Origin of the sequence: Burkholderia territorii, assembly GCF_902833055.1 — a bacterium.
GTDB lineage: Bacteria > Pseudomonadota > Gammaproteobacteria > Burkholderiales > Burkholderiaceae > Burkholderia > Burkholderia territorii.
This window is the reverse complement of the sequence record NZ_CADFEJ010000005.1, coordinates 302,330-315,384: the sequence shown is the minus strand read 5'-3', so window position 1 is coordinate 315,384 and position 13,055 is coordinate 302,330. Positions and strand designations below refer to the sequence as shown.

Annotated in this window: 10 protein-coding genes; 7 read left to right on the top strand and 3 right to left on the bottom strand. The window is 69.6% G+C overall.

What is annotated here, in order from left to right:
• Positions 1–8: 8 nt before the first annotated feature.
• Positions 9–728, bottom strand: coding sequence for a TetR/AcrR family transcriptional regulator (locus HW466_RS13395; RefSeq protein WP_059447385.1), 720 nt, complete (start codon positions 726–728; stop codon positions 9–11).
• A gap of 364 nt (positions 729–1,092) precedes the next feature.
• On the opposite strand from HW466_RS13395, the gene HW466_RS13390 reads away from it, so the two are divergent.
• The 3 genes from HW466_RS13390 to HW466_RS13380 are packed head-to-tail and all read left to right on the top strand — an operon-like array spanning position 1,093 to position 4,272.
• On the top strand, positions 1,093–1,824 hold the full coding sequence (locus HW466_RS13390; RefSeq protein ID WP_176316082.1) for a YoaK family protein: 732 nt from the start codon (positions 1,093–1,095) through the stop codon (positions 1,822–1,824).
• Positions 1,825–1,873: 49 nt separating this feature from the next.
• Positions 1,874–2,815 carry a VOC family protein gene (locus tag HW466_RS13385; RefSeq protein ID WP_059507924.1) on the top strand — a complete coding sequence of 314 codons (942 nt, stop codon included), beginning with the start codon at positions 1,874–1,876 and terminating at the stop codon, positions 2,813–2,815.
• Between the two features lie 14 nt (positions 2,816–2,829).
• Positions 2,830–4,272 (top strand): alginate export family protein, encoded by a 1,443-nt coding sequence (locus tag HW466_RS13380; protein ID WP_174905584.1) that lies wholly within the window; start codon positions 2,830–2,832, stop codon positions 4,270–4,272.
• A gap of 18 nt (positions 4,273–4,290) precedes the next feature.
• Here the strand turns inward: HW466_RS13380 and HW466_RS13375 are convergent, their stop codons facing one another.
• A complete protein-coding gene (locus HW466_RS13375; protein WP_059545889.1) occupies positions 4,291–5,196 on the bottom strand; it encodes a LysR family transcriptional regulator in 906 nt (301 codons plus the stop codon).
• 104 nt (positions 5,197–5,300) lie between these two features.
• On the opposite strand from HW466_RS13375, the gene HW466_RS13370 reads away from it, so the two are divergent.
• Positions 5,301–5,942 (top strand): DsbA family oxidoreductase, encoded by a 642-nt coding sequence (locus HW466_RS13370; RefSeq protein ID WP_060347707.1) that lies wholly within the window; start codon positions 5,301–5,303, stop codon positions 5,940–5,942.
• Between the two features lie 62 nt (positions 5,943–6,004).
• Here HW466_RS13370 and HW466_RS13365 read toward each other — a convergent pair whose 3' ends face one another.
• Positions 6,005–6,913, bottom strand: a complete 909-nt coding sequence (locus tag HW466_RS13365; RefSeq protein ID WP_151006604.1) for a helix-turn-helix domain-containing protein — start codon at positions 6,911–6,913, stop codon at positions 6,005–6,007.
• A gap of 417 nt (positions 6,914–7,330) precedes the next feature.
• Here HW466_RS13365 and HW466_RS13360 point away from each other — a divergent pair, with 417 nt between their 5' ends.
• From HW466_RS13360 to HW466_RS13350, 3 genes are all read left to right on the top strand, one after another.
• A complete protein-coding gene (locus tag HW466_RS13360; RefSeq protein ID WP_174905583.1) occupies positions 7,331–10,222 on the top strand; it encodes an ATP-binding protein in 2,892 nt (963 codons plus the stop codon).
• 119 nt (positions 10,223–10,341) lie between these two features.
• Positions 10,342–12,222: an amidohydrolase gene (locus tag HW466_RS13355; protein ID WP_151005101.1), complete on the top strand. Its 1,881-nt coding sequence runs from the start codon at positions 10,342–10,344 to the stop codon at positions 12,220–12,222.
• 87 nt (positions 12,223–12,309) lie between these two features.
• Positions 12,310–12,981: an HD domain-containing protein gene (locus HW466_RS13350; protein WP_060347709.1), complete on the top strand. Its 672-nt coding sequence runs from the start codon at positions 12,310–12,312 to the stop codon at positions 12,979–12,981.
• Positions 12,982–13,055 lie beyond the last annotated feature (74 nt).

Here is a 13,055-nt window from a genome sequence, read left to right as displayed (position 1 = left end):
CCGCCGCGTCACCCGCGTCGTCGTCGCCGTGCGGCCGCGCCGGACGCGAGCTGCTTCAGCGTAGCGGGCGTGCCATGGAGAAACGCGTCGACCAGCCGTTCGATTTCGGTGTCGAGATCGTCGGGCACCGGCAGCCCGTAGACCCACTTGCGCACGCCGAAATAGAAAATGCTCGCGTGCAGGCTCCACACGAGCTCGATTTCGGCGTTGCGCTGGGCCTCCGTCGCAGGCGTGGCGATGTCGTATTCGTGCCGCAATTCGCGCAGCACCGGCAGGAACACGCGCTCGCGCAGCCGCGACAGATAGCGCGTGTTGAAGCCCTCGCGGCTGAGCCCCGCGAAGATGAAGGTGCGGATCCATTCGCGCCGCAGGATGGTTTGCGCGTACGCGCGGTAGAACGCGACGAGCCGCTCCTGCAGCGGCACCGTGCGATCCGCGATCATTTTTTCCCAGTCGGGATTCCACGTGTAGACCTCGTCGTACACGCGATCGATCAGCGCCTCCTTGCTCGGGAAATACCGGTACAGCAGCGGCTGGGTGACGCCGATCTGCCGCGCCAGCTCGCGCGTGCTGCCGGAAAAGCCGTGCGTCGCGAAATGCTCGATCGCCTTCTCGACGATTTGCCGCTCGCGCGCTTCCGGCGCAAGGCGCCGGCCCGGCGTGACGGCATTGCCGTCGGCGTCCGTTCCGCGCTCGCGGGCGGGCGTGCTGCGTTTTCTTTCGGTCATGCATCGGCTCCTGATCGTGTGCGTGCTTGGCTATCGATCGAAAAATAACACGACCGGACCGCGAGAAACCCACGCGGCGAGGCTGCCGGCGCGACGGCGGAACCGTCGCGCAAGCGCGATGCGTCGCGTCGACCGCTCAGTCGGGCAGGGCGTCCGGGCGGCATCTTCAGGAAAATTCAGGCCATCGCCATGACATTAAGACGCTGCTTAACTAGTCTTGCTTCCGAACCGCCGTATGGACCGGACGCCAGTCGGCACCGCCGGACCGTTCGGCACAACCGGAGCGGACCATGCGTTATCTGATCTCGCCGGGCGCAGGCATCGCGTGCACCGGCGCAACCGTCGCCATCCAGGAGGCCGGGCCATGGCGACGCAGCCGGTAAGCGCTGCCGCGGCGCCCGATCACGTGCGTGGCGAGGACGTATTTCTCGCGTCGATCGCCGGGTACGTCGACACGCTCGGCTTCGTCGCACTGTTCGGCCTGTTCACCGCGCACGTCACCGGCAACTTCATCCTGATCGGCTCCGGGCTCGCCGGTGTCGGGCAAGGGCTCGTGATCAAGTGGCTCGCGTTCCCGGCCTTCATCGCCGGGATCGTCGGCGCGCGCGTGCTCGACCACCGGATGCGCTCGCTGGGCCACGGCCCGCGCGCACGTTCGCTGTACGCGCTTCAGGCCGTGTTGCTGGCGGGGTTCATGCTGGCCGGCGTGATGGCGTCGCCGATCGCCGACGCCGATGCGCCGCGCACGATCCTGTGCGGCCTGCTCGGCGCCGCGGCGATGGGTGTCCAGAACGCACACGGCCGGCTGACGGCGCGTTCGGTCGTCGCCAACACGGTGATGACGGGCAACGTCACGCAGGCCGTGATCGACGCGTTCGACTGGCTGGTGCCGCTCGCCGCGCCGGCCGAGCGGGACGCCGCGCGTGCGCGGCTGCGGCGCACGCTGCCGCCGGTCGCGGGCTTCGCGCTCGGCGCGGGCGCGGGGGCGGCCGCGTACGTGTTCGCCGCCTTCTGGGCGCTCACGCTGCCGCTCGCGACCCTGTGCTTCCTCGCCTATCGATCCGGCCGGCCCGACGACGGGCCGGCATCACGCTGAATCCGTGCGCGACGCACGGCAGCGCTTGCCACTTTCAAGGAGAATTTCGATGATTTCACTGAAGTTGCGACAAGTCTTGCAGATGACGGCCGCATCGACGGTCGTGCTCGGCGCATTGCTGGCGACCGCGCCGGCCCGTGCGGACGAAACGCGTCTGCTCGACACCTCGTCCGCGAAGGTGCCGGCCGTCGCGGTCGGCCCGCAGTACGACACGACGCACGTGTGCGTCGCGCCTGAAGACTTCGACCGCTTCACCGACAGCTTCGTCGCCACGTTCGGCGGCAAGAAGTCGCAGCAGGGCGTGTTCCAGGTCACGCCGACGCCGAGCCAGACGATGTCGCAGCTCGTGTTCACGCCGTCCGGCACGATCTCGGTGTTCGGCTTCAAGACGCCGATTCCGTATCCGTTCTGCCAGGAGCGCACCGGCTACCTCGTGACCGACATCGACGTCGCAATGAAATCGGCGCGCGCGCACGGCGCCGACGTGGTCGTCGACACGTTCCCCGATCCGATCGGCCGCGACGCGATCATCCGCTGGCCGGGCGGCGTGAACATGCAGCTGTACTGGCACACGCAGGCGCCGCACTACGATCCGCTGCAGACGGTGCCGGAAAACCGCGTGTACGTGTCGCCGGAAACTGCGACCAAGCTGGCGCACGACTTCGTCGCGTTCTCGCGCGGCAAGATCGTGTCCGACGTGCGCAAGGCGCCGGGCATCGAGATCGGCCGGCCGAACGACACGTACCGCCGCATTCGCATCGAGTCGGGCTTCGGCAAGATGACCGTGCTGGCCACCGACGGCCATCTGCCATATCCGTTCGGGCGCGAGATGACCGGCTACGAAGTGGCGGATCTCGCGGCCACGCTGGAGAAGGCCAAGGCCGCCGGCGTGACGGTGCTGGTGCCGACCTTCACGTCGGACGGGCGCGATGCGGCGCTCGTGCAGTTCCCGGGCGGCTACGTCGCCGAGATCCACGCGCGGTCGAAGTGATGGCGCGACGCGCGATGAAGCGGGCGTGGCGTGGCGTGCTGCCGGCTGCCGTGCTGGCGGGCGGCGTCGCCGCGTACACCGCGCCGGCGGCGGCCGCCGATGAAACCGCGGCGCCGGCGTCGACCGCCGGCGCGGCATGCACCGCGAAGCGGCCCACGGTGCTGTTCAACCGCTGGCAGGAAGACTGGTCGGTGCTCGCGAATCCATGCGTGCCGCGCAAGCCGCTCGACGGGCTGAAGTACATTCCGCTGGGCGCCGATCCGTCGACCTACCTGTCGCTCGGCGCGAACCTGCGCGAGCGCTTCGAGCTGAACAACGCGCCGCTGTTCGGGCTCGGCGCCGCGCACGACGACAATTACGTGATCCAGCGCGCGACGGTGCATGCGGATCTGCGCTATGCCGGGCACTTCCAGGCGTTCGTCCAGTTCGTCGATGCGCGGCCGTTCGGCAAGGACACGGTCGGCCCGGTCGACAAGGACCAGCTCGACATCGAGCAGGCGTTCGTCGCGTATGTCGACCAGCTGGGCGGCGGCACGTTCAAGACGCGCATCGGCCGGCAGGAGATGGCGTTCGACTTGCAGCGGTTCGTGTCGGTGCGCGACGGCCCGAACGTGCGCCAGGCATTCGATGCGCTGTGGGCCGATTACGAAATCGGCAACTGGCGGCTGATCGGCTATGTGACGCGCCCGGTGCAGTATCGCAACGACGCGGTGTTCGACGACGTGTCGAACCGGCACCTCAGATTCGATGGCGTGCGCATCGAGCACAACGCGGTCGGGCCGGGCGAACTGTCGGGCTACTGGTCGCGCTACACGCGCGACAACGCGCGCTATCTGGCCGGGGCCGGCACCGAGCGGCGCGACGTGTTCGACATGCGCTACGCGGGCAAGTCATCCGGTTTCGACTGGGACGCCGAGGCGATGCTGCAGACCGGACACATCGGCCAGGACACGATCGGTGCATGGGCGTTCGGCGCGTTGGGCGGCTATACGTTCGCGAAGACGCCGGGCACGCCGCGCATCGGCATCCAGGTGGACGGCGCGTCGGGCGACAAGCATCCCGGCGACGGGCGCATGGGCACCTTCAACCCGCTGTTCCCGAACGGCTATTACTTCACGCTCGCCGGCTACACGGGCTACAGCAACCTGATTCACGTGAAGCCGTCGCTGACGTTCAAGCCGGCCGGCAACGTGACGGTGCTGACCGCGGTCGGCTTCCAGTGGCGCGCGACGACGAACGACGCGATCTACGGACAAGGGATGCAGGCCGTGCCCGGCACGGCCGGCAAGGGCGGCGCGTGGACCGGCATGTACGCGCAGGCGCGTGTGGACTGGCTCGTCAATGCGAACACGGCGCTGGCGGTCGAGGCCGTGCATTTCCAGCTCGCCGATTCGATTCGCGCGCTGGGCGCGCGCAATGCCGACTATGTCGGCGTCGAGGCGAAGTTCGGCTGGTGACGCGGCGCGCCGCGCGGCTCAGTGCGGCGCGCCCGCGAGCGTCCCGACGAAGTCGATGAATGCCGTGACGCGCTTCGAGCCGCGCTGGTTCGGCAGGTACAGCGCGGTGACGACCGAGCGCGCCGCGCCGGGCATGACGTCGTACGCTTCGAACAGCCTGCGCAGGCGGCCCGCCTGGACGTCGCCGTCGACCAGCCAGTCAGGCAGCAGCGCGACGCCGGCGCCGTCGAGCGCGGCTTCGCGCAATACTTCAATGTGGTTCGACTTCAGCCGTCCGGTGACCAGCACCCTGGTCGTGCCGTGCGCATCGGCGAACGACCACGCCTGCTGGTCGCCGCCGAAGTGAAAGCGCAGGCACTGATGGTCGACCAGCTCGCCCGGCGTAGCCGGCGCACCGTGCGCAGCGAGGTAGTCGTGGCTCGCGACGACGAAGCGATGGAACGTGCCGAGCTGCCGCGCGACCACCTCCGCGGACGGCGCCGCCTCGCCGAGACGGATCGCGACGTCGATCCGGCCGGCGACGAGATCGACGCGTTCGTCGGTGAGCTGCAGGTCGAGGTCGAGCTTCGGATAGCGGGCGAGGAAGGCCCCGATGTGCGGCGCGATGCGGCGCATGCCGTACGCGACGGGCACCGACACGCGCAGCGGCCCGGACGGCTCGTCGCCGCGATCTGAGACGAGCGCGTCGGCTTCCGCGAGCTCCTCCAGCAGCCGCTTTGCCCGCGCGTAGTACACGGAGCCGGCATCGGACAGCGTGACCTGGCGCGTCGTGCGGTTCAGCAGCACGGCGCCGAGCGATGCCTCGAGCGCATCCACCGCGCGCACCACCGACGAGGCCGCGAGATCGAGGCGCCGCCCCGCGCTCGAGAAGCCGCCGGCTTCCGCGACTTCCACGAACGCGCGCAGCGCGGAGAATTTGTCCATGTCGTTGCCTTTGTGCGTGCCGCAACGATGCGTTGCGTGCCGTTCGCATTCTATCGCCGGCCGGCAAGCGCTATCTTCGAAACTGCAATCAACAGGAGAGCGCAATGAATTCCGTCGAAGTCACGATCACCCACGATCTCATCTGCCCTTGGTGCTGGATCGCCGAGCGCAGGGTCGTCGAGGCGATCGACGAAGCCGGGCTGGCCGGCGACGTGCAGATCCGGTTCGTGCCGTTCGAGCTGAACCCGACGATGCCGGCCTCGGGCATGGACCGCACCGCCTACCGCAGCGCGAAGTTCGGCAGCTGGGCGCGCTCGCAGGCACTCGACGCGCAAGTGGCCGAGGCCGGCCGTGCGGCCGGCCTCGTGTTCGATCATGCGCGGATCGCGCGCACGCCGAACACCCGGCTCGCGCACCGGCTCGTCTGGTTCGCGCAGCAGCGCGGCGGCGCGGCGGCGCTGGTCGATGCGCTGTTCGCCGCGTACTTCCGCGACGGCCGCGACATCGGCGATGCGAACGTGCTGGCGGAGATCGCGGCGGGCGCCGGTCTGCCGGGCGACGCGGTGCGGGCGTTCCTCGCGTCCGACGAAGGGCGCGACGCGGTGATCGCGCTCGAGGCCGGTGCGGTGCGCGCGGGTGTCGCGTCGGTGCCGTCGACGCGCATCGGATCGGTGATCGTCAGCGGCGCGCAGCCGGCCGCCGTGTTTCGCGACGCGTTGCTGGCCGCGCATCACCCGGTCGACTGAACCCGGTGGCGGTCAACCACGAGGTGGCGCGTCGCGATGAACGGACGCCACGCGCGACGGCGTCAGCGCGACATCCCGCGCCGCCATGCGCCGGGCGGATGGCCGACGATGCGCGCGAACAGGCGGTTCAGATGGCTCTGGTCGGCGAAGCCGCATGCGGCCGCGATTTCCGCGAGCGTCATGTCGGTCGTCTCGATCAGCTCGCGGGCGCGCATCACGCGCTGCTCCAGCAGCCATTGATGCGGCGTGCGGCCGGTGGTGCGCGAGAACGCGCGGATGAAATAGCCGCGCGACAGATCGCATTCGTTCGCGACTTCCTCGATCGATACGCCGAGGTCCGCCTTCTCCATCAGCAGTTCCTTGGCGAGCGCCGTCTTGGCCGGCGACAGCACGCCCTTGCGCTCCAGGTCGCGCGCATGCGCGCTGCCGTACCGGCACGCGAGATGCGTGCCGATCGCGACGCCCATCTGCTCGACGAACAGCGTGTTCAGCGCGCCCGGCACGTCGAGGCTGTCGGCGATCGCGTGCGCGAGATGGCCGAGCACCGGGTCCTGCACGTCGGGCGCGCAGGTCAGGCCGGCGATTTCGGCGCCGTCGTGCTCGCGGCCGAAGTGGTCGAGGTAGCTGCGCGACAGCTCGATCAGCACGAAGTCGAACTTGCCGTACAGGTCGGCGCGAAAATTCCGGGAAAAGTCGCGAATGTAGATGGAGTTGCGCTGAAAGCGTCGCTCGGATTTGCCGGCGCCACCGTAGATCGTGCGCCGATGCCCGGCGTTCAGCGACACGCCGATCAGGAAGCCGCGATCGCTCGCAGGCATTTCGATGCGCTCGAATTGTTCGTCGCGCATGCATTTGCGGTGGAGCGTCAGGCCGCCGGCCGACCTTTCAATATCCTTGGACAGCAGGCTCGCGATGCATCCGAGCGTGTCTTTCGGCGGCGCCGCGGCGGGCGCGACGAGAGGATTCGACATGATGGAGCGTCCTTCGGTGGGTGCGGCGCGCGAGCATTGTTGCGTGCGGTTGATACCGCACGCCCGACAGGCCGAGGATAACTTGAATAAATGTCCGCTTGCTGACGAAAAGTGCATCGGCCCGGCCGATCCGTTTCGCGGCTGCCGAACGATATCGCCGGCGCGGGACCGTCACGCGCAGGCACCAGGGCCACATGATACTGCCCCGTTTGGGTTTGCGCTGCCCGCGCGTGCACCGCGTGCGGCGGCGCCGGCCGCCAGTGCATTTTCATTCAAGATTTTTCTTTATACGGTGTTTACACTCGGCCCACTTTTTGACATTTCGTGCCCCGCGTGCCGCGCAGGCGCGGCGCGGGCTCCCGCCCCGGTGAACCGCGCGTTCACATGGCGGTCATCGTGGGGAACCTGGAGGCGGCCATGATCCAGATCGGGAATTTGTCGGTGGATTTCGAGCAGCGTGACATTCGCCATCACGGCGCGTCGTTGCGCATCGGCGCACGCGCGCTCGACATACTGGAAGTACTGCATCGCGCGAATGGCTCGCTCGTGTCGAAGGACGACATCATGGACGCGGTGTGGCCGGGCCTGATCGTCGAGGAGAACCGGCTGCAGGTGCACGTCGCGACGCTGCGCAAGGCGCTCGGCCCGAACCGCGACCTGATCAAGACCGTGCCGGGGCGAGGTTACCTGCTGATCGCGCATCCGCCGGTCGCGCACACGGTGCCGCCGCCCGCGTCCGACGCGGCGCGCGGCGCGGATGTGGCGTCCCACCCGGTGCCGCTCGTCGGGCGTCAGACCGAGATCGGGCAGATCGTCGACATGCTCGAACGGGTGCCGGTCGTCACGCTCGTCGGTGCGGGCGGCATCGGCAAGACGAGCCTCGCCGAGCGCGTCGCGCACGAACTGCGCGCTCGCTCGGGCCAGCGCGTGCTGTTCGTCGAACTGGCGTGCGCGGCGACGCGCGACGACGTGCTGCGCGCGATTGCGACGGAACTCGGCCTCGACGTGGACGGCGTGCCGACCGTCGAGCGCATCGGCGATGCATTCGCCGCGACGCGCGGCCTGCTCGTGCTCGACAACGCGGAGCACGTCGTCGATCTGGTGGCCGACCTCGTCGAAACGCTGACGTCGCACGGCGCGACGCCGCGCGTGCTCGTGACGAGCCGCGAGCCGCTGCATATTTCGGCCGAGGCCGTGTTTCGCGTGAGTCCGCTCGCGGTGCCGGACGACAGCGCGTCCGTCGACGAGATCGCGCGTCATTCCGCCGTCGAGCTGTTTCTCGCGCGGATTCGCGCGGCCACGCCGGATTACGCGGTCGATGCGGCCAGCCTCAGGCTGATCGGCGAGATCTGCCGGCGTCTGGACGGGTTGCCGCTCGCCATCGAACTCGCGGCCGCACGCGTCGCGACGCTCGGGCTCGAGGTCGTCGCGTCGCGTCTCGACGACAGGCTGAACCTGCTCACCGGCGGGTTGCGATCGGCCTTGCCGCGCCATCAGACGTTGCGGGCCACGTTCGACTGGAGCTATGTGCTGCTGGATGCGGCCGCCCGATCGCTGTTTCGCCGCATGGCGTGCTTCATCGGTCCATTTACGTTCGACGCCGCGCGCGACGTCGCGATGGATCCGGGCATGCCGGCCGCCGAGATGGTTGCGCTGCTCGGCGAACTGGTTGCGAAGTCGCTGGTCGCCGTCGAATTCAACGGCGCGCAGGCGCGCTATCGGCTGACCGAATCGACTCGCGCGTACGCGCTCGAGAAACTGCACAACGAAGGCGAATTCGACGCGGTTGCCGCACGGCATGCGCGTTACGAACGCGAACAGGCCGAAGCGCGCGTGCTCGCCCAGGCGCAGCGCGCGCACGGCGTGAGCCTGCGTCCCGCCGCGGACGTGGCGCCGCCTCGCGAACGCGCGGCGGCCGCGCCGCAGGTTGCGGAAATCGACGGGCTCACGCGTGCGTTGCTCGAGCCGGCGCGCATGCGCGAATGCGCGATATCTGCGAGACGCGCGCTCGATGCGCTCGACGCCGGGGCATCGGAAGCCGTCGATACTGCACGAGAAATGCGCCTGCGTGCGGGCTATGCGGCCGCGCTGCTGCATATCGACGGCGATACGCATACGGCCGCCGCGATGTGGGAGAGGACACTCGGCCTCGCGGGCCGGATCGGCGACGAGGCGTTCGACGCGCGCGCGCTGGTCGGGCTGTGGAACACCATGCTGACGCGCTCCGACATTCACGAATCGCTGCGCTACGCGACGCGCTTCGAGCGGGCCGCGCAGCGGCGGGGCGACCGGCCGCAACGGTTGCTGGCGAACGCGATGGTCGCGACCTCGCTGCACTACTTCGGCGAGCATGCGCAGGCACGCGAGCGGCTCGAGGCGGCGACGGCCGAGCTGGCCGACGCCGGTGAACCGCCGTGTGCGGAAGCGGCGCTGGGCGTCGACGTCGCGACGCTCGGCCGGACGATGCTGACGCGGCTCGTCTGGATCCAGAGCGATCCGGAATACGCGATGCGGCTGGCGGCGCAGGCCGTCGAGCGCGCGCGCCGCAGCGGCTCGGCGCTGGCGTTGTGCGTCGTGCTGGGCGCCGCTGCCGTGCCGATCGCGCTGCGCTATGGCGACCACGACGTGATCGCCGATTATCTGGCGACGCTGCGCGCGAGCGCCGACGAGAACGGGTTCGACATCTGGCGCAACCATGCCGAATGTCTCGCCGGGCGGTTCGACATGCAGGCAGGCCATCCGGGCGCCGGCCTCGCGCGGCTCGAGCCCGCGCTGCGGCGCATCGAGGCGAGCGGATTCCGGCGCCTGCTCGCGCCGCTGACGGTCGCATACGCGGAAGGGCTGACGCGCACCGGCCGAGCGGCCGATGCATGCACGACGCTCGACGCGACGCTCGCGCGCTGCCGCGCGCACGGCGAGCATCTGTTCGTGCCCGAACTGCTGCGCGCGAGGGGGCTGGCGACGCTCGAACAGGCCCGCGCCGCCGACCCGGAGCGCGCGGCCGCGTTCGAAGCGGACGGGCAACGTCACCTGCTGACGGCGATCCATACCGCGAACGCGCAAGGCGCCGCGATGTTGGCGCTGCGCGGCACGCTGGATCTCGCCGACCACCTGATCGAGCGCGGGCGCACCGCGCAGGCTGCGTCGCTGGTGGCCGACCTGTCCGGGCAGGTCGACCCGCAATCGCGCGCGTTCGACGTGCGGCGCCTCGCGCGTCTGCAGAACTTCGTTCGCCAGGAGAGCAGCGCCTCGACTGGCCTCGCGCGCGTGCGCCACGGGGCGGCGGATGCGATGCAGTCGGCGGCGTGACGGCGTGCGGGCGATCGTTCAATGTTCAAGGAGGAAGGGATGATCGGTGGATCGTCAAACCGGATGCATGCCGCGCGCGGCCGCATACCCGCTCTCGGCGCAAACGGAGGGACCTGACGGTGCTCGAGACGACGGCATCCGCCGAAGCGGCGGACCTCATCGTATACAACGGCAAGATCGCGACGCAGGACGAACGGCGGTCGTTCGTGACCGCGCTCGCCGTGAAGGACGGCCGGATCCTCGCGACCGGCAGCGGGCACGACGTGATGCGCCATGCGGGCGAGCGCACGCAACGCATCGACCTGAACGGCCGCACCGTGATTCCGGGGCTCAACGATTCGCATCTGCACGCGATACGCGGCGGCCTGAACTTCAATCTGGAGCTGCGCTGGGACGGCGTGCCGACGCTGGCCGACGCGCTCGGCATGCTGCGTCGCCAGGTGCTGCGCACGCCGGCGCCGCACTGGGTGCGCGTGGTCGGCGGCTGGACCGAATTCCAGTTCGCGGAAAAGCGCGGGCCGACAGTGGCCGAACTCAACGCGATCGCGCCGGACACGCCGGTCTTCATCATGCACCTGGGCGACAGCGCGCTGCTGAACGCGGCCGCGTTGCGCGCGATCGGCTACGGCCGCGACACGTCCGATCCGCCCGGCGGCGAGATTCAGCGCGATCGCCTCAGCCGGCCGACCGGCATGCTGATCGCGCGTCCGGACATGTCCGTCCTGCATGCGGCGCTCGAGCGGGCCCCGAAGCTCGGCCTCGACGACCAGATGAATTCGATGCGGCATTTCATGCGCGAGCTGAACCGTCTGGGCGTGACGAGCGCGATCGACGCGGGCGGCGACTTCCAGGCATATCCGGACGACTATGGCGCGGTCCTCGCGCTTGCGCAACGCGGCGAAATGACGGTGCGCATCGCCTACAGCCTGTTCGTGCAGCACGCGGGACGGGAGCTCGACGACTACGCGCGCTGGGTGACGCTGGCGAGGCCCGGTGACGGCGATGCGTTCCTGCGGATGAACGGCGCGGGCGAACTGCTCGTGTATTCGGCCGCGGATTTCGGCAATTTCCTCGAACCGCGCCCCGATCTGCCGGCCGCGCTCGAGACCGAACTGACCGAGGTGGTCCGGCTGCTGGTGCGGCACCGCTGGCCGTTCCGGTTGCACGCCACCTACGACGAATCGATCGGCCGCTTCCTCGACGTGCTCGAAGCCGTGAACCGCGAGATTCCGTTCGACGGGCTGCGCTGGTTCTTCGATCACTGCGAGACGATTTCGGACGCGAACATCGCGCGCATCGCCGCGCTCGGCGGCGGCGTGACGGTCCAGCACCGGATGGCGTTTCAGGGCGAGTACTTCATCGCACGCTACGGCGCGCAGGCCGCCACGCGCACGCCGCCGATCCGCGCGATGCTCGACGCCGGGCTGCCGGTCGGCGCCGGCACCGACGCGACACGCATCGCGAGCTACAACCCGTTCGTGTCGCTGTACTGGATGGTGTCCGGGCGCACGGTCGGCGGCACGGCGCTGTATCCCGAACGCAACCGGCTCGACCGCATGGAGGCGCTGCGCCGCTATACGGTCGGCAGCGCGTGGTTCTCGAACGAAGACGATTGCAAGGGCGCGCTGGTGCCGGGCCAGTATGCGGATTTCGCGGTGCTGACGGACGACTATTTCACGATCGACGAGGCGCGGATCAAGTCGCTGGCGTCGGTGCTGACGGTCGTCGACGGCAAGGTCGTGCATGCGGACGACGAATTCGAAACGCTGGCGCCGCCGCCATTGCCGGTCAGTCCCGCGTGGTCGCCGGTGGCCGAGTTCGGCGGATTCGCGCGGCGTCGTTCGACGGCGTCGATGCCGATGCGCGCGAGCGCGGACGGCAACCCGGATGCGCGCGTCGCGCGCGGTCATGCGAGGCGTTTCGCGCAGTGCGTGCAGGCGGCCGTGCGGGATGTCGCCGAGCAATGCGAAGGATTCGTCCGCTACGGTGCCGCCTTTTAGGACGGCCGGCGGCGGGATGGCGGTGCCGGAGCGTATCGTGCGGCCAATGGACAATTTGAGCCCCGGCAGCGGGCGGAAGGAGACGACATGAGTTTTGCGCACACGTGTGCACCGGCGGACGACGAAGTCGCCGGCGTTCGCATTCCCCGGACGCCGATGACGATCGAAGCCGTCGAGGCCGCGCGCGCGTCGCTGCCGCGGGTGATCGCCGATCATGCCTGCCGGGTGTTCGTTCTCGCGTCGCTTGCCGCGCGCCGCGCCGGCGAGACGCTCGATGCCGATGCGCTGTACGTGGCCGCGATGTACGCGAACATGGGCCTGAGCCCGGCCTACAGCCGCTCCACCGAGCGCTACGAGCTCGACAGCGCCGACGCCGCGCGGGCGTTCCTGCTGCGGCACCAGACGTCGCAGCACCTGTGCGACGACGTGTGGCGCGCGATTGCGCTGCATACGACGCCCGGTGTGGCCGCGCGCGTGTCGCCGCTCGCGCGTGTGCTGGCGTTCGCCGTGTCGACCGACCTGATGGCGACCGGCCTCGACGCGTATTCGGCGGACGAGCGCCGCGCACTGGTCGCCGCCTACCCGCGCGGCGAAGGGTTTGCCGATGCGTTCCTCGATGCGCTCGCGCGCGGCGTCGCGCATCGGCCTGCGTCCACGTTCGGCACCTGGAGCGCGGACGTGCTCGAACGCGCAGATCCGGATTTTCGCCGGCCGAATTTCTGCGGCCGCGTGCTCGGTGCGCGCTGGCAGGAGGGCTGAACGCATCGCCTGAGCGCGCGTTTCGCGATCCCGGCGGCCGAGCCGGCCGCAGCGGCAGCCGGGCTGCCGGCCTG